Source organism: Streptomyces sp. NPDC058326, assembly GCF_042879855.1.
GTDB lineage: Bacteria > Actinomycetota > Actinomycetes > Streptomycetales > Streptomycetaceae > Streptomyces.
In genome coordinates, this window is record NZ_JBHVZO010000006.1 from 36,594 (window position 1) to 53,570 (window position 16,977).

15 protein-coding genes are annotated in these 16,977 nt (G+C 73.8%); 12 read left to right on the forward strand and 3 right to left on the reverse strand.

The genetic code is table 11. From position 1 onward, the window contains the following. Nucleotides 1-86: 86 nt before the first annotated feature. From ACFVYX_RS14020 to ACFVYX_RS14030, 3 genes are read left to right on the forward strand one after another with little or no spacing between them, the layout of a single operon-like run. A complete protein-coding gene (locus ACFVYX_RS14020) occupies nucleotides 87-1,751 on the forward strand; it encodes a serine/threonine-protein kinase (protein WP_389681587.1) in 1,665 nt (554 codons plus the stop codon). Beyond that, nucleotides 1,748-2,353, forward strand: a complete 606-nt coding sequence (locus tag ACFVYX_RS14025) for a hypothetical protein (protein WP_389681588.1) — start codon at nucleotides 1,748-1,750, stop codon at nucleotides 2,351-2,353. Before ACFVYX_RS14020 ends, ACFVYX_RS14025 begins: the two co-directional genes overlap by 4 nt. A 57-nt stretch (nucleotides 2,354-2,410) precedes the next feature. Further along, nucleotides 2,411-2,812: a VOC family protein gene (locus ACFVYX_RS14030; protein ID WP_389681589.1), complete on the forward strand. Its 402-nt coding sequence runs from the start codon at nucleotides 2,411-2,413 to the stop codon at nucleotides 2,810-2,812. Between the two features lie 42 nt (nucleotides 2,813-2,854). Here ACFVYX_RS14030 and ACFVYX_RS14035 read toward each other — a convergent pair whose 3' ends face one another. Both ACFVYX_RS14035 and ACFVYX_RS14040 read right to left on the reverse strand, forming a co-directional pair. Next, nucleotides 2,855-4,051 carry a sensor histidine kinase gene (locus ACFVYX_RS14035; RefSeq protein WP_389681827.1) on the reverse strand — a complete coding sequence of 399 codons (1,197 nt, stop codon included), beginning with the start codon at nucleotides 4,049-4,051 and terminating at the stop codon, nucleotides 2,855-2,857. Nucleotides 4,052-4,056: 5 nt separating this feature from the next. Then, entirely contained in the window at nucleotides 4,057-4,716 is a 660-nt protein-coding gene (locus tag ACFVYX_RS14040) for a response regulator transcription factor (RefSeq protein WP_389681590.1), read from the reverse strand. Nucleotides 4,717-4,805: 89 nt separating this feature from the next. Here ACFVYX_RS14040 and ACFVYX_RS14045 point away from each other — a divergent pair, with 89 nt between their 5' ends. The 8 genes from ACFVYX_RS14045 to ACFVYX_RS14080 all read left to right on the forward strand — a co-directional run bounded on the left by ACFVYX_RS14045 (nucleotide 4,806) and on the right by ACFVYX_RS14080 (nucleotide 13,104). Beyond that, entirely contained in the window at nucleotides 4,806-5,303 is a 498-nt protein-coding gene (locus tag ACFVYX_RS14045) for a hypothetical protein (RefSeq protein ID WP_389681591.1), read from the forward strand. A 17-nt stretch (nucleotides 5,304-5,320) separates the two neighbouring features. Then, entirely contained in the window at nucleotides 5,321-6,391 is a 1,071-nt protein-coding gene (locus tag ACFVYX_RS14050; RefSeq protein WP_389681828.1) for a peptidoglycan-binding protein, read from the forward strand. Continuing rightward, nucleotides 6,388-7,077 carry an ABC transporter ATP-binding protein gene (locus ACFVYX_RS14055; protein WP_389681592.1) on the forward strand — a complete coding sequence of 230 codons (690 nt, stop codon included), beginning with the start codon at nucleotides 6,388-6,390 and terminating at the stop codon, nucleotides 7,075-7,077. Before ACFVYX_RS14050 ends, ACFVYX_RS14055 begins: the two co-directional genes overlap by 4 nt. After that, complete coding sequence (locus ACFVYX_RS14060; protein WP_389681593.1) at nucleotides 7,077-8,282, forward strand: ABC transporter permease; 1,206 nt, start codon at nucleotides 7,077-7,079, stop codon at nucleotides 8,280-8,282. The genes ACFVYX_RS14055 and ACFVYX_RS14060 overlap by 1 nt, the downstream gene beginning before the upstream one ends. Nucleotides 8,283-8,700: 418 nt before the next feature. Next, nucleotides 8,701-9,303 carry a hypothetical protein gene (locus ACFVYX_RS14065; RefSeq protein ID WP_389681594.1) on the forward strand — a complete coding sequence of 201 codons (603 nt, stop codon included), beginning with the start codon at nucleotides 8,701-8,703 and terminating at the stop codon, nucleotides 9,301-9,303. A gap of 428 nt (nucleotides 9,304-9,731) precedes the next feature. Further along, a complete protein-coding gene (locus ACFVYX_RS14070) occupies nucleotides 9,732-10,382 on the forward strand; it encodes a LuxR C-terminal-related transcriptional regulator (RefSeq protein ID WP_389681595.1) in 651 nt (216 codons plus the stop codon). Further along, on the forward strand, nucleotides 10,382-11,113 hold the full coding sequence (locus tag ACFVYX_RS14075; protein ID WP_389681596.1) for a DUF4255 domain-containing protein: 732 nt from the start codon (nucleotides 10,382-10,384) through the stop codon (nucleotides 11,111-11,113). Before ACFVYX_RS14070 ends, ACFVYX_RS14075 begins: the two co-directional genes overlap by 1 nt. Beyond that, entirely contained in the window at nucleotides 11,110-13,104 is a 1,995-nt protein-coding gene (locus ACFVYX_RS14080) for an AAA family ATPase (protein WP_389681597.1), read from the forward strand. The genes ACFVYX_RS14075 and ACFVYX_RS14080 overlap by 4 nt, the downstream gene beginning before the upstream one ends. A gap of 90 nt (nucleotides 13,105-13,194) precedes the next feature. Here the strand turns inward: ACFVYX_RS14080 and ACFVYX_RS14085 are convergent, their stop codons facing one another. Next, entirely contained in the window at nucleotides 13,195-14,841 is a 1,647-nt protein-coding gene (locus ACFVYX_RS14085; protein ID WP_389681598.1) for a peptidoglycan-binding protein, read from the reverse strand. A 552-nt stretch (nucleotides 14,842-15,393) separates the two neighbouring features. On the opposite strand from ACFVYX_RS14085, the gene ACFVYX_RS14090 reads away from it, so the two are divergent. Beyond that, the gene (locus ACFVYX_RS14090; protein WP_389681599.1) at nucleotides 15,394-16,977 is read left to right on the forward strand and encodes a phage tail sheath family protein; all 1,584 of its coding nucleotides are present in this window, start codon (nucleotides 15,394-15,396) and stop codon (nucleotides 16,975-16,977) included.

Below are 16,977 nucleotides of genomic sequence, written 5' to 3' on the forward strand. Positions count from 1 at the left end.
GCCGTGGCGGGAATGTGTCCCTATGAGGGGGCGTGTCGGGTACGGCGTCGAGGGGGCGTGTCGGGTACGGCGTCGAGGGGGCGGGGATGGGCGCATGGGTGGTCCCGGGGTACAGCGAGGTGCGGGAGCTGGGTGCGGGCGGCAGTGGCCGGGTCGTGCTCGCGACGCACGATCCGACCGGTGTGCCGGTCGCCGTGAAGTACCTGAATGAGAAGTTCCGCTCGAACGGGGCGTTCGTGCGGGGGTTCCGGGCCGAGGCCCGGCTGCTCGGTGCTCTGGACAGTCCGTACGTCGTGAGGTTCTACGAGTACGTGGAGGCGCCCCAGGGTGCGGCGATCGTCATGGAGCTGGTCGACGGCGTCGCGTTGCGCGCCCTCCTGGCGCGGGAGGGTTCGACCGGTCCCGAGGCCGCTCTCGTCGTGCTCAAGGGCTCGCTCCTGGGCCTCGCCGCCGCTCACCGGGCCGGCGTCGTGCACCGTGACTACAAGCCGGCGAACGTCCTCGTCTCCGCCGACGGGTCGTCCACGCTCGTCGACTTCGGCATCGCGACCGGACGGGGTGCCACGCCGGGAGTGGCGGGCACGCCCGCCTACATGGCGCCGGAGCAGTGGAACGGCGCGCCGGCGTCGCCGGCCGCCGACGTGTACGCGGCGACCGCGACCTTCTTCGAGTGTCTGACCGGGCGGAAGCCGTTCTCCGGCGGTAGCGTCGCGGAGCTCGCCCTGCAGCACCTGGACACGCCCGTTCCCGACGGACAGGCGCCGGAGCCGCTGCGTCCGCTCATCCGGCGGGGTCTCGCCAAGTCCCCGCACGAGCGACCGGAGAACGCGGCCGCGTTCGTGACGGAGCTGGAGGCGGTGGCCTCGGCCGCGTACGGCGCGGACTGGGAGGAGAAGGGCCGGAGGCGGCTTGCGGCGCTCGCCGCGCTCCTGCCCCTGCTGTTCCCCTCCTCCGGCGGCAGGTCGGAGGGGACGACCGCGCTCGCCACCACCACCCTGCCCACCCCGCGGTCCCGCCCGCGGTGGCGTATCCCGCGGGGGCTGCCGGCGGGTGCCGCCGGGCTCGTCCTGGCGCTCCTGCTCGCCCTCGCCGCGCGGGCCGGCGGTGAGGAGGCCGAGGGCGACGAGGCCGCCCAGGCGTTCGCGACGACGCGTACCGGGCCGAGCGCCCCGCCGAGCGCGCCGCCACCGGGCCCTGTCACGCCCGCCACGACGGCGCCCGCTCCGACCGTGCCGGGTCCCTTGCCCTCCTCCTCGCAGAGCCCGGAGCCCGCCGTCTCCCCGGCGGCGCCCCCCTCGGAGGGCCCGCCGACGCCGTCCCCGGCCCCGCCGGACCCGGCGACACCTTCCGGCTCCACGGCGCCCGCGACGTCCCCGCCGACGACACCGACGACCCCGCCCCCGACCACCGCCGCCCCTTCTCCGCCCGTGTCCGTGACGGCGGTCTCCGTCACCGGACCGCGCCAGACCGGGCCGGCGACCGCCACCGGCAGCGTCGAGGTCACGACGGACGGAACGGGACCGGTGACGATCTCCGTCGAGTGGTTCACCGGGGACGAGAAGGGGTCACCGGGCGCGCCCGACGGCTCCGAGACCTTCCGGCGCGAGGGCGCCACCCGGTACACCGTCGCGCTCACCCACGAGGTCCGGGGCGCCGGTTGCCACTGGGGGCTGCGCGTGACCACGAACCCCGCCGCCGCGAACGGCGGTTCCCTCCAACAGGTCTTCGTCCGGCGGTGCGCGGTCTCATGAGCGACGACGACTACAGCGCCACCCGGCTCGGCAGCCACTGGTTCGCACGCCCGGCGCCCGGTACGGCGCCGGACCGGGCGGAGGGCGAGGTCCTGCGGTTCGGTCCCGGCGTGACCGCCGCCGCGGCGCGGCGCGGCGCGATCCCGCCCACCGCGGTGCGGGTCTGGCACGGCACCGTCCCCGGCGTCCCCGCACCGCGCCCCGCCCGGTCCCGGTGGCCGCTCCGCTTCGCGTGGGCCGCCGTCGTGGCGGCCGCCGTCCTCGTGTTCCTCGCCTGGCGCCATGGCGGTCCCCGCGTCGCGGTGCGGGACGTCACGGTCGGCGTGACGGGGCAGCGCATCGGCTGCGACGGCACGGCGGACGTCGTGGGTGTGGTGCGTACGGACGGGCGGCCGGGGACCCTCACGTACCGCTGGGAACGCAGTGACGGGACCCGGTCCGCGCCGCTGCGCGAGCGCCTGACGCGTGGACAGGAGGAGGCCAGGCTGCGTCTCTTGTGGACCTTCCACGGACCCGGGACGCACCACGCGGAGGCGCGCCTCGTGATCGTCTCGCCCACCGCCCACACATCGGCGGCGGCGTTCACGTATCGGTGCGACTGACGGTCGGACGTCGATCCAGGACAACAACTGACCTATATGGCGGGCAGAGTGTTCCCCATGACGACGACATTCCGCGGTCTCGCGACCATCCGCTATCACGCCGACGACCTGGCCGCCGCCCGAGCCTGGTACTCCGAGGCCCTGGGCGTCGAGCCGTACTTCGAGCGTCCCGAGTACATCGAGTTCCGGCTCGGCGACTATCTGCAGGAGTTCGGCGTCTCGCGGACCGTCTCCGCCCCGGCCGGTGTCGTCGCGTACTGGCACGTGGACGACGCCGACGCCGAGATGGCCCGGCTGCTCGGCCTGGGCGCGAAGGAGCACGAACCGCTACGCGACTACGGCGACTTCCGTGCGGGGGCGGTGCTCGACCCGTTCGGCAACATCCTCGGCATCATGCGCAACCCGCACTACCTGGAGGTTCTCGGCCGGCAGGGCGACGGGTCGGGTCCCGGCCGCTGAAGTGCCGTTCGCCCCGGGGCGGCCGCCTCGGGGCGCGCGCCCTCAGTCGGCCGTCCCGAACCGCACCCGTACCGTCAGACCGCCTCCCTCCGGGTTCGGGAACGCCTCGACCGTGGCGTCGTGGGCGCGGGCGATCGACGCGGCGATCGACAGGCCGAGGCCCGCGCCCTCGCCGGAGGCGCCGGTGCGTTCCGTGAGGCGGCGGAAGGGTTCGAAGAGGAGGGGGACGGTGTCCGGCGGCACCTCGGGGCCGGTGTTCGTCACCTCGATGCCGTCGGGACCCGTCCGGACCGCCACGCGGCCTCCGGGGACGTTGTGGCGTACGCCGTTCACGGCCAGGTTGTGGATCAGCCGGTCGAGGAGCACCGCGTCGCCGTCGACGGTCAGCGGGCGGGCCCGTACGGTCAGCGTCACCCCGCGCTCGCCCGCCTCCGCGGCCAGCGCGTCCACGGCCTCGGTGGCCACCTCGTGCACCGCCACCGGGCTCCTTTCCCGCAGCCCCTGGTCGGAGGAGGCGAGCAGCAGCAGGCCCTCGATGATCCGCTGGCTGTCGTCGGCGACCTCGATGAGCTTCGTACGGATCCGGGCGATCCGCTCGGGTGACGGCTCCCCCGCGAGCCCGATCTCGGCCGCGGCGCGCTGTACGGCGACCGGTGTGCGCAGTTCGTGCGCCGCGTTCGCCGCGAACCGCTGTTGCGCGGAGACCAGCCCTTCCATCCGGCCCAGCATGCCGTCGAAGGTGTCGGCGAGTCGTTTCAGCTCGCCCGGCGGCCCGCCGAGGGCGATCCTCTCGTGCAGGTTCTCGCCCGACAGCCGGCGGGCCGTCTCGGTGATCACGGCCACCGGCCGGAGCACCCGTCCCGCCATCCACCAGGCGAGAACGACCGAGAGGACCGCGTAGGCGAGGAGGACGACGAGCGAGACGGTGAGGAGCCGTTCGAGGGCCGCCGACTCCGCCGCGTCGCTCACCGTCCGGGTGATCGCGAGGGCTTCGCCGGGGATCCGGGCGGGGTCGGTGGGTGCCGGACGTGCGGGTTCGGCCGTCCGGAAGTCCGTCGGGTACATGGTCGGCAGATCCTCGAGGCGCCGGGCCGGTACGGCCCCGGTGACGGCCAGGCTGATCGACGAGGAGAGGCCCTCCTGGACGAGGAGGTACACGACCCCGGTGAGCAGGGCTCCCGCGAGCAGCAGGAGCCCTCCGTACAGGGCCGTCAGCCGGGACCGCTCCCCCGTCGGCATCCGCTTCACGGCACGATCCGGTAGCCCGAGCCCGGCACCGTCTCCACGACCGTCGGTTCGCCGAGTTTCGCCCGGAGTTTGCTCAGCGTGACCCGTACCGCGTTCGTTCGATAGCTCGTGTGCTCCTCCCAGACCTGCTCGATCAGGTCCTCGCCGCTGACGACGGCTCCCTCGGCCCGGAGCAGTGTTTCCAGGACCGCGAACTCCTTCCGTGACAGATGCAGGTGGCGTCCGTCCCGGCAGGCCTGGCGGCGGGCGGTGTCGAGGACGATCCCGGCCCGTTCCAGTACGGGTGGAAGCGCGGGCCGGGCGCGCCGGCCGAGCGCGAGGACCCGGGCGAGCAGCTCGTCGTACGCGAAGGGTTTGGTCAGGTAGTCGTCGGCGCCGAGACCGAGGCCCTCCACGCAGTCCCGTACCGTGCCCGCCGCCGTGAGCATCAGGATCCGGGTCATCAGCCGCTGCTCGACCACGCGGCGGCACACGTCGTCGCCGTGTATCCCGGGCAGGTCACGGTCCAGGACGAGGACGTCGTACTCGCCGAGCTGCATCTTCCGGAGGGCTTCGAGGCCGTCGGCCGCGATGTCCACGGCGAGCGCGTCGCGGCGCAGCCCCTCGGCGATCATCTCGGCGAGAAACGCCTCGTCCTCCACCACCAGTACACGCATGTCCCCTGTGTATCCGAGAGTGACCTTTCGCCGGTGTAAACAAAACCGCTGAGAGAGACGAAACATCCCTTCGCGGCACGCTCCACGGCATGACGATTCGAAGGATCACCCGGGCCGCCGCCGCTTCCCTGGCCGCCGCCGTGTCCCTGCTCGCCACCGCCTGTTCCGGCTCGGACTCCGGTTCCGGAGGGAGCGACGGAGGAGTGAGCGAGGAGGGCAAGAAGGCCGACCAGGCCTTCGAGCACCGCGCGTGCCTGCGCGAGCAGGGCCTCGACGTGCCCGAGCCCAAGCCGGGCGAGCAGGGCGTCGGGCTCACGATCGGCGGCGACGGCGTGTCGAAGGAGCAGATGGAGAAGGCGTTCAAGGCCTGCCGGGACAAGGCGGGCGGCGCCGGGTTCGGTGAGGAGCCGACGCAGGCCGACAAGGACAAGGCGCTCGCGTACGCGAAGTGCATGCGCGAGAACGGCTTCAACATGCCCGACCCGACGTTCGACGGCGGGGCGCAGGCGGCCCGGCCGATACCGCAGGGCGCGGAGAAGCAGAAGTTCGACAAGGCCGCCAAGGCCTGCGAGAGCGTGGCCCGGTGAGCGGCCGCGAACGGCCGATGGGCCGGCGTCGGCTGGTGCTCGCCCTCGCGGCGATCGTGGCCGTCGCGGGCGGCGGCGCCGCGGTGACGGCCCTGTCCGCACCGGAACAGCGGGACACGGCGGCCGGCTCGGGCGGCTCCGCGGGGCTGCCGGGCGCGACCGCCTCCGTCACCCGGGGCGATCTCAGCGACAGCTCCCAGCGGGACGGCACGCTGGGGCATCTCGGCGAGCGGAAGATCAACGCCGGGCCCGCCGGGGTCCTCACCCGGATCGCGGCCGCCGGATCCGTCGTCCGGCGGGACGAGCGGCTGTACGAGGTCGAGGGCGGTCCCGTCCGGCTGATGTACGGCGCCGAGCCCATGTACCGGACGCTGAAGGTGGGGGACGAGGGCAGAGACGTGCGGCAGCTGGAGGAGAACCTCGCCGCCCTCGGGTACACGGGCTTCGACGTCGACGAGGAGTACACGGTGAAGACCGCCGCCGCCGTGAAGCGCTGGCAGAAGTCCCACGGTCTGAAGCAGACGGGCACGATCGGTCCTGACCGGATCGCCTTCGCGGGCAGTGCCGTACGGATCAAGGAGGCGGGTGCCGCGGTCGGCGACCGGATCGCGCCGGGTGCGGCGGTGCTCACCGTGACCGGCTCCGAGCGCGTCGTCCGTTTCGAGATCCCCGTGTCGGAGGCGGCGTCGGCGAGGACCGGCACCCGGGTCAAGGTCCGGCTGCCGGACGGTACGGAGCTTCCCGGGAAGGTGTCGGCCGTCGGGAGGACCGCGTCGGCGGGCGACGACCCGCAGGACAGGACCCCGAAGGTCCCCGTCACGGTCTCCTTCGACGAGCCGGGGAAGGTCAGGGGCATCGACCAGTCCCCGGTCACCGTCGACCTCACCGGTGAGACGCGCCGGGACGTCCTGTCCGTGCCCGTCAACGCGCTGCTCGCGCTGCCCGGCGGCGGTTTCGGCGTCCAGGTCGTCGAGAACGGCACGGCACGCGACGTGGAGGTCGAGCTCGGCATGTTCGGGCAGGGCAGGGTCGAGGTCAGCGGCGAGGGGCTGCGCGAGGGCATGAAGGTCGGGGTGCCGTCCTCATGAGCACGGTGGTACGGCTCTCCGGAGTCACCAAGGAGTACGCGGGCGGGGTCCGCGCCCTCGACGGCGTCGACCTCACCGTCACCGAAGGCGAGCTGCTGGGGATCGTCGGACCGTCGGGTTCGGGCAAGTCGACGCTGCTGCACATCGTCGGCACCCTGGACCGGCCCAGCGCCGGAACGGTCGAGATCGCCGGGCACGACATCGCCTCCCTGTCGGACCGCGGGCTTTCGGCGCTGCGCGCCCGGCACATCGGCTTCGTCTTCCAGGCCTTCCATCTGGTGCCCGGCGTGGGCGCCCTGGAGAACGTGGCCGAGGGGCTGCTGTACTCCGGGCTGCCCAGGGCCCGGCGGCGGACGATGGCCGCCGAGGCGCTGGCCCGGGTGGGTCTCGCCGACCGGATGAAGCACCGGCCGCACGAGCTGTCGGGCGGGCAGAGACAACGGGTCGCCATCGCGCGGGCGGTGGTCGGCGAACCGGCGCTGCTGCTCGCCGACGAACCGACGGGCGCCCTCGACTCGGCCTCCGGGGAGGCGGTGATGGGGCTCCTGCGGGAACTGAACGCGGAGGGCTCGACGATCGCCGTCATCACGCACGACACCGAGATCGCGGGACGGCTGCCCCGGCAGGTCCGGATCCGTGACGGACGTGTGGTGGCGGACACCGCTCGCGGAAAGGTCGCGGCCTGATGTCCCGTACGCGCACTGTTCCGAAGGCCGCCCGGCTCGGACCGCGCGATGTCCTGCACGTCGGCTCCGCCGGGCTGCGGAGCCGGCCCGTGCGGGTGGTGCTGTCCGCGCTCGGCATCGCCATCGGCATCGCCACGATGATCGCCGTCGTGGGCATCTCGGCCTCCAGCCAGGCGCAGTTGCTCCGGCAGCTCGACGCGCTGGGCACGAACATGCTGGTCGCCAAGCCCGGCGAGGGCATGTTCAGCGGGCAGGAGGTCAAACTGCCCAAGGACGCGGTGGGCATGGTCGGCCGGATCGCGGGGGTCGAGGAGGCCGCCGGGACCGGCGACCTGAAGAGCTCGGCGCGCCGCACGGAGAAGATCCCGGAGGGTGAGACCGGCGGGATCGCGGTGAAGGCTGCCACGGAGGGGCTCCTCCGTGTGCTGCGCGGCGGGACGGCGTCCGGCACGTGGCTGAACGGCGCCAACGGCCGCTATCCGTCCGTGGTGCTCGGCCATGTCGCGGCCGGACGGCTCGGCATCACGGGGCCGGGGCAGCAGGTGTGGATCGACGACCGGTACTTCACGGTCATCGGTGTCCTCGACCCGCTGCCGCTCGCCCCCGAGATCGAACGGTCGGCGCTGGTCGGCTGGGAGGGCGCGGCGCGGCTGCTCGGCTTCGACGGGCATCCGACGGCGGTGTACGAGCGGTCCACGGACGCGTCCGTACGGGACGTCCAGCGGCTTCTGGCGCCGACGATCGACCCGCGGAACCCGCAGAACGTGTCGGTCGGTGATCCGTCATCGGCGCTCAAGGCGAAGGCGGCGACGGAGGGCGCGTTCTCCACGCTGCTCCTCGGCCTCGGCGGGATCGCGCTCCTGGTGGGCGGGGTCGGTGTCGCCAACACCATGATCATCTCCGTGCTCGAACGGCGCCACGAGATCGGCCTGCGCCGGTCCCTCGGCGCGACCCGGGGCCAGATCAGGATCCAGTTCGTGACGGAGTCCCTGATGCTGTCGGGCCTCGGCGGCCTGGCGGGCGTGGCGCTGGGCGGTGCGGCGACGGGCGTGTACGCGTCGACGGGCGGGCTGCCGTGGGTCGTACCGCTGTGGGCGGTGGGCGGTGGCTTCGCCGCGACGCTCGCGATCGGCACGGTGGCGGGCCTCTATCCGGCGGTCCGGGCGTCACGGTTGTCGCCGACGCTGGCGCTGGCGGCGGCGTAGGAGCGGAGGGGGCGTGGGCGGTCGCACGGGCGGGGGGTGCGCCGCCCGCGTCCGCGTCCGTGCGGACGGTCGGGCGTGGGCGGTCGCACGGGCGGAGGGCGTGCCGCCCGCGTCCGCGTCCGTGCGGACGGTCGCGACGCGGGTCGGCGTCCGGATCAGCTCGCCGGTGGTGCCCGCCGTGCGCTCGGCCTCGTCGCCCGGGGCGAGGTCCGCGCGGACGTCACCGCCGATCACTGCCTCGGTGACCCGGCGCCGGCCCTGCGGCGTCTCGCCGAGGGGACCACGCGCGGCAAGAGCGTCCTCCGCGTCGCCCGACGGCGCGGGGGCGCCGACTCCCAGGGGGCGCGCGCCGGTCCGCTCCCACGGTCCGACGTAATCCGGTCGCCCGGGGTGCGGCGGGCCTGGCAGGGTGTCCGGTATGAGTTCCCAGCCCGCACGCCCCGGACCGGAGCGCCACCATGACCACGGCACGTGGCTCGTGCGGTTCACCCGCCGGGTGCAGGTGGTCTGTCCCCGGTGCGGTGGCCGGGCACTCGTCGTGCCCCTGCCCCGGCTCGACGCACCGAAGTACGTCAGCGCCCTGCTCTTCCAGCCACGCCGCCTCAGCTGCGCCGGCTGCGGCGCGGTCGCCGAGTGGACGGCGGAGCGGCGGGGCACCGCGCTGGTCGGGGTGGTGCCCGGTGGCACCGAGGACCCCTTCTTCGGGCGGCCGCTCTGGCTGCAGACCCGTTGCGCGGGGCGGATCCTCTGGGCGTACGACGAGGAGCACGTCGACGCGCTCGCCGCTTATGTGGGCGCCCGCCTGCGTGAACGTCACGCCTCTCCGACGCTGGCGATGTTCGCCCGGCTGCCCGTCTGGATGAAGTCCGCGGACCACCGGGACGAGGTGCTGGCCGGCCTGGCGAGGCTCCGGGCGCTCGCCGGACGCTCGTCCCCCGCCGACCGCTCCGACGCGGCCCACGAGCACGGCTTCGGCCCGCGCCACCATGGCAGCCTCCTCTTCCGCGGCGGCCCGTACTAGGGCGGACGCTCAGCGGGGCGCCCGAACGGCGGAGGCTGTCCGGCTGGTTCCTCATCGCCTGAGGCACGTGGTGCCGTCCGCTCGCCTTCCCCGGCCGCGGCACGTGACAGGCACCACACGGGAGAACGTTGGTGGGGCGGGGTCAGCCGGGTTCCGAACAGCGGCAGTAGAACGTTAGCGCGACGCCAGTGAGACGTGAGTCGCGCACGGGAAGCTGGACGGGACCACACGTGGCCGGCGCGCGCCCGGGCCGCGGATCAGCAGACCCGCGGCCGGCGCCTCCGCCACGGATCAGTAGACCTCGGGGGGCTCACCATGCGTGCCGACCATCCGGCGGAGGACACCAGGACGGCCGTCTCGGCGGTCGCGCCGAAGACCCCTGCCGCTCCCGGACCGTCGAGGCGAGTGAGAAAGAGCAGGTAGGGGAAGTGCTCACCAAGCGGGTGACGGTGACCGTCCACGCATCCGATCCGCTCAGCAGGGCCGGGCTCATCAGCCACTTGCGGCATCAGCCGACCGTCGACGTCGTCCCTGACCAGGACGACGGCGACCGGGACGGCCCGGCGGTCGCCGTGATGCTCGCGGAACAGATCGACGAGCCGACCACCACCGAACTGCGACGCCTGCTGCGCGGGAGGGACCAGCGCGTCGTGCTCGTCGCGCGCGAGCTGCGCGAGCCCGACCTGTTGGCAGTGGTCGAATACGGGGTGCGGGCCATCATCTGGCGGCACCAGGCCACCGAACAGCGGCTGTTGAGCGCCGTGCACTGCGCGGCGCGCGGCGAGGGCGAACTGCCGCCCGATCTGGTCAGCCGTCTGCTGAACCAGGTGGGACGGCTCCAGAGGGCGACGACCACGGGAGCGACAGCCGGCGGGGCGGTGCCGCTCTTCGGGATGGCGCCGCGCGAGGTGGACGTCCTGCGGCTCCTCGCCGAGGGGCTCGACACCCGGCAGATCAGCGAGAAGCTCGCCTACTCGGAACGCACCGTCAAGAACATCCTGCACGCGCTGATGACGCGGCTCCAGCTCACCAACCGGGCGCATGCCGTCGCGTACGCGCTCCGTGAAGGCTACATCTGATGATCCACGAGATCGACGAGGCACTGCGCCGGCTGCTCGCGCCCGCCGTCACCGGCGACGTCGCCTTCGACGCGCCGACCCGTGACTGGGCGGCCCGCCGCAACGCCCCGACCCTGAACGCCTATCTGTACGACATCCGGGAGGACGTGGCGCGACGGGAGCGCGGCGCCTACGCCGAGCGGGACGCCGGCGGCGTCGTGTCGCGCAGACGCCGGCCACCGCGCTGGTTCCGGCTCTCCTACCTGGTGACGGCCTGGACGTCACGGCCTGAGGACGAGCACCGGCTGCTCTCGGGCGCGATGGCGCTGCTGCTGCCGCACGAGGTGCTGCCGGACGGCTCCGTGCCCGAGTCGGTGCGGCCGCTCACCTCCTCCCTGCCGATCTCCGTCGCGGTGCCGCCCGCCGAGTCGCGGTCGCTCGCCGACATCTGGTCGGCGCTCGGCGGCGAACTCAAGCCCTCACTGGACGTCGTCATCAGCACGCCGTTCCCCGTCACACCGGTGCACGACGTGGCCCCGCCGGTCACCGAGGCGGAGTTCATCCTGCGCGGGAGCGACGGCGTGCCCGCCGACGGCAGGCCTCGGATGATCCGGCGCACGGGGACCACGGCGGTCGGGGAAGCCGAGCGGATCGAGGGTGCCAGGGGGCTCAAGGGGGTTCAGGGCGGCGGCTCGCATTCCGGCCCCCGGCCCGGCGCCCGCTCCGGTGCGGAGAGGGAGGCCGGGGCGTGAACGGTCCGCACGGTGTCCTTGAGCTGATCGACGCGCTGCGGTCGAGGATCGGGGCGCTCGTGGACACCCGCAGTGCGGGCGACCCCACGGCCGGCGACCCGTTGCGCGGGCTCTACGTCAGTACGGAGGCGGCCCGTCGGTCCGCATCGGAGCCGGTCCCCGCCCCGGCACGAGGCGCCGGCCTCCCCCTGCCCGACACGGCTCGGGCGGACCGGCTCGGGGCGCTGTCACGGTCCTTCGGGCTGTCCCCGCTCGACGCGCACATCCTGCTCGTGGCTCTCGCGCCCGATGTGGACCGGGGTTTCGAGACGCTGTACGGGTACCTCAACGACGATGTCGCGCGGCGCCGGGCCTCCGTGGCCCTCGCCCTCGACCTCGCGGGCACGGGTCCCGCCGACCCGGCCGCCCGCGACCGGTTCCATCCGACGGCGCCGCTCCGCTCCGGTGGACTCCTTGACGTCGAGGAGGAGGAGAGGCCGCTGCCCGGGCGGGCCCTGCGGGTACCGGAGCGGGTGGTGGCGCATCTGCTGGGCGACGACGGGCGGCTGGACGCCCGGCTGGCCGGCCAGGGAGTCGAGCTGCTCGCCGGGACCGGGGCGGACCCGGACGCCGCGTCCACGGGGCTCGGCGCGCGGGTCGCCGCGGCCGGCCCCGTCACCGTACATCTGCGGGAGCGTGTTCCCGGGGCCGCCACCGGCTCGGTGGTGGCCGCGCTGCTCGGTTCTGGGCGGCCCGTGCTGCGGTACCGGCCGGAGTCCGTCGACGAGACAGTGGCGCGGGTGCTGCTGCGGGAGGCACGGCTCCGCGGCGCCGCCGTGGTCGTCGAGCCGCTGCCACCGCGGCCCGGCCCGCTGGTGCGCGCCCTCTTCTCGCGGGATACGACGGTGGTCCTCGCCGGCACGGACGCCCCCGACCCCGGGTGGGCGCCGGAGGGAGAGCTGCTGGTCATCGACGCACCGGAGGACACGGCACGCCCGGGTGAGCTGTGGCGCGCCGAACTCGGCCCGGTCGAGCGTGACTTCGACCTGGACGAGGCGACCGCGCCGTACCGCCTCAGCGGGGACCAGGTCCGGAGGGCGGCCCGTACGGCGCGGGCGCTCGCCGCGTTCGAGGGCGGCGCGCTCACCTCCGCGCAGGTGCAGCGGGGTGCCCGGCTGGTGTCGGCGCCGCTGCTCGACAGTCATGCGCGGCGGATCCGGCCGGCGGTCGACTTCGCCGACATCGTCCTTCCCGAGGAGCCGTTGGGGCTGCTGCGCGAGCTGACCGGCCGGGCCCGCAACCGGGACCGGGTGCTCGGCGAGTGGCGGCTGCGCACCGGCGGCGGGCGCGGACGCGGAGTCGTCGCGCTGTTCGCCGGGGAGTCGGGCACCGGGAAGACGCTCGCCGCCGAGGTCGTCGCGGGCGACCTCGGCCTGGACCTCTATGTGGTGGACCTCTCGTCGGTGGTCGACAAGTACGTCGGCGAGACCGAGAAGAACCTGGAGCGGATCTTCGTCGAGGTGGACCGCACGGACTGTGTGCTGCTCTTCGACGAGGCCGACGCGGTGTTCGGCAAGCGGTCGGAGGTGAAGAGCTCGCACGACCGGTACGCCAACCTGGAGAGCGCGTATCTCCTCCAGCGCCTTGAGTCGTTCTCCGGGATCGCGGTGCTGACGACCAACCTCCGGGCCAACATCGACGAGGCGTTCACGCGCCGGCTCGATCTGGTCGTGGACTTCCCGTTCCCGGATCCGGAGCAGCGGGTCTCGCTCTGGCACTCCTGCCTGGCGGGCACGCCGAAGGCGGAGGGCGCGCGCGAGGAGATCGCGCGCTGCGCCGAGGAGTTCGAGCTGGCGGGCGGCGCGATCCGCTCGGCCGCGGTGACGGCCGGATACCTGGCGGCGGCCCGTGGCTCGGCGGTGACCGGCGAGGACGTGCGGGCGGGGGCTCGGCGTGAGTACCAGAAGGCGGGACGGCTCGTCCTGGACGCGGGGGCGCCCTGGGCGCCGTGACGGGCGTGCTCGGTGGAGCGGTCGAACCGGAGGAGGGGGCCACCCGTGCGGGTGGCCCCCTCCTGGCTGTCGGACCGCTCACCCGTCGGCTCACATGATGCTGCCGCCGAGCATCTTGCGGAGCGTCGGCCAGTCGACGTTTCCGGTCACGGTGACGCCGACGGCCGCCTGGTAGGCCCGGATCTTCGACTCGACCTGGGTGCTGTAGCGGCTGGTCGTGTCCTTGTTCGAGCGGAAGTGGTCGATGCCCCACCGGGCGTTGGTGCGTGCCCGTTCGAAGTCGGTCTCGTTGTAGTCGCGGTTGTACGCCGCCCAGAACGCCGCCATCAACTGGGTCGTCTCCCAGCTGGTGCCCCCGGTCCGTACCTTCTCCGGCGTGATGCCCTGAGCCCAGAGAGAGGTGAGGGTGGCCGGGCCGAGGGTGCCCTCGGCGTCCGTCTTGAGGATCTCGGCGGAGTTCTTCCCGTTCTCTTCCCCGTCCCGCACGACGGCGTTCTGGTAGCAGGCGAGGGATCGGCGGGTGGGGGGGTCGATCACGCCGGGGCTCCAACCCGGCTGGAGCCTGCACGGGTTGGTGGACGCCATGTGCGCGAGGCGTTCCTGGGCGAACTCGACGATGACGTCCTTCGGGGAGCCGGGGACCCAGGGCGGCACGGGCTCCGGGGCGACGGGCGGGGCCGGCGGCTGCTCGTTCCCGTCGTCACCGGAGTCCGGCGGCGGCTGGGTCGCTCCGCCGCCGTCCTGCTCACCGCCGTCCTGGCCGCCACCGCCCTGGTCGCGCTCCGTCGGGCCGCCGCCGCTGCCCCCCGGGGCTCCGCCCTGCCCGCCGTCCCCGCCGGCCGGCGGCGGTCCGCCGTCCGTGGCGGGCGGAGGGCCGCCGGGCGTGGGCTCTCCGGGGCCGCCCGGCGGGGGCGGCGCCTCAGGCAGCGCCGACCCCGTGCCCTGCGGTGCGGGCCTGGGTGCGCCGGTCGCCCGGATCTCCTTCGCCGCGCTGACGATCTTCGGCGAGAAGTTGAACCAGAGCACGACGAAGGCGATCACGGCGGTCAGCAGAAGTCCGCCGACCACCATCAGCCAGTTCCCGAGGACGGGCCGCTGGTCGAAGGTGGCGTCGAGGTCGAGGGTGGTGTCGTCGCCCGCCCGCCGTACGGCGACGGTGAACCGGTGCGACTCCTCGGCGCCGGTCCACCGCACGGCCTCGGGCCGCACCACGAGTTCCCCGAAGGCGGCACGGCCCGGGGCGATCTGCACGGAGTTCGGCCGTACGTCGAAGGTGAGCCGGTTCGCGTCGTCGCGCGCCACGAGGGACGCGGTCAGCGGAGTGTTGCCGAGGTTGTCCACGGCTATCCGGGCCCGCCCGCGGAAGCGGCCGAGGAGCGAGGGCGGCAGCAGTTCGGCGCGGGTCTCGGTGAAGGGCGTGATGGTCAGCCGGCCCTCCACCACGTCGCGGGCGGCGCCGTTCTCGCGGGGGTCGACACGGATGCCGTACGCGACGGGTCCGGCCTCCACGTCGGAGGAGCGGGGCGGGGCGAAGGAGATCTCGGCGGTCCCCTCGCTGCCCGGGTAGAGGCGGAGTACGTCCGGCTCCACCCGGGACCAGCCCGAGGGTTTCCCGACGAGGGAGAGCCGGTACTCCTCGACGGTGTCGCCGGTGTTCCGTACCCGCAGTCGGGCGCCGGCGCGTGCTCCGGGCTCGACGGTCACCTCGGCCGGGTCCAGAGAGGTCCACATGGTCATGGGCGAACGTTAAGGGGGCGGAGGGGGCCTCAGGCTGCCCGAAAGTCCCTGCTCGGGGGCAGCGCGTCGTGCCCCCGGGGCCCCGGGGCGGCCACGGTGGCCGCCGGACTCCGTGGGGCGGGGGCCCGGTGGAGGGCGGGCCGCGCGGAGCGGTGTCCGCGAGGGCAACCGTCGCTGCCCTCGCGAACGCCCCTTCCTCCCTGGTCGGGGCGGCGGGGCTCGGCGAGAGTCGGAAGCGTGCGACCGCTGCCGACGGCCGAGGGGAGGGCGAGCGGATGAATCCGACGCGGCACAGACGTCCGCGCTCCAGGGCGGCGGGGCACGGCACGTTCGCGGTGCGCACCGGCCGGAGGAGCGGTCCGTGTACCGGCCGGAGGAGCGGTACGCGCCTCGGCCGGTGGAACGGGACCCGCCCGCGCCGGTGGAACGGAGCGCGCACCCGCCCCGGGCGGATGTCCGCCCGCGCCGCCCTCGGCTCCGTCCGCACCACCCCGTGACACCGCACGACCATCGCCTTCCGCAGCACCACGCTCCCCGAGGAGAACACGCACCATGCCCACGTACCTGTCCCCCGGCGTCTACGTCGAGGAAGTCGCCAGCGGCTCCCGCCCCATCGAGGGCCTCGGGACCTCCGTCGCCGCCTTCGTCGGCCTGGCGCCCGTCGGACCGCTGAACGAGCCGGTGCTCGTCACCAACTGGTCGCAGTACGTCGCGGCGTTCGGTGACTTCACGGACGGGTACTACCTCGCCCACTCCGTGTACGGGTTCTTCAACAACGGCGGCACCGCCGCGTACGTCGTGCGCGTCGGCGGTGGGGACGCGCAGGGCGCCACGCGGGCCGTCGGATCCGCGCCCGCCGTCGCGGCGCCGCAGCTCGTCGCCGGTGAGTCCGTCGCGCTCGGCACCTTCCGGGTCGCCGCCGTCGCCGCCGGCTCCGAGGCCGGCGGGGCGCTCACCGTCGAGGTGCAGGACGTCGAGGGCGAGGCGGAGCGCTTCAAGCTGGTCGTGAAGGACGGTGAGAAGGTCGTCGAGAGCTTCGACGCCTCCGCCAAGAAGAGCGCCCGCAACTACGTCGTGGCGCAGGTCAAGCAGCGCTCCAAGACCATCGTCCTGGAGGAGGCCGCGGCCGGCGGGCAGCTCGCCAGGCCCGACGCGCAGACCGTGACGCTCGCGCCGCCCACACAGGTGCCCGCGCAGGTCTCGGCGCACGCCGACGTCGCCGCCGCGCTGGAGTCCAAGCAGTTCATCGGCGACTCCGCCGACCGCACCGGATTCGGCGGTCTTGAGGCCTTCGACGAGATCAACATGGTCGCGGTGCCGGACCTGATGGCCGCCTACCAGCAGGGACTCATCGATCTGGAGCAGGTCAAGGCCGTCCAGATCGGCCTCATCGCGCACTGCGAGCTGATGGGCGACCGGATGGCGATCCTCGACCCGCCGCCCTCGCTCAACGCCCGCGACATCCGCAAGTGGCGCCAGGAGGTGGCCGGTTACGACTCCCGGTACGCGGCGCTGTACTACCCGTGGATCAAGGCCTTCGACCCGGCGAGCGGCCAGACGCGCACGGTTCCGCCGTCCGGCCACATGGCCGGCGTATGGGCCCGCAACGACTCCGAGCGCGGTGTCCACAAGGCCCCCGCCAACGAGATCGTGCGCGGCGCGGTCGACCTGGAGCTCCAGATCACGCGCGGTGAGCAGGACCTGCTCAACCCGATCGGCGTGAACTGCATCCGCGCTTTCCCCGGCCGCGGCATCCGCGTGTGGGGCGCGCGGACGCTGGCCTCCGACCCGGCGTGGCGCTACCTCAACGTCCGCCGCTACTTCAACTACCTCGAGGAGTCGATCCTCGTCGGTACCCAGTGGGTGGTCTTCGAGCCCAACGACCAGTCGCTGTGGGCCCGTATCCGCCGCAACATCTCGGCCTTCCTCGTCAACGAGTGGCGTCAGGGCGCCCTGTTCGGCCAGCGTGCCGAGGACGCGTTCTACGTGAAGTGCGACGCCGAGACCAACCCGCCGGAGTCCGTCGACCTGGGCCGGGTGGTGTGCGAGATCGGGATCGCCCCGGTGAAGCCCGCCGAGTTCGTGGTCTTCCGTCTCGCGCAGTTCCAGGGCGGCGGCGGCGAGCTGGAGGAGTAG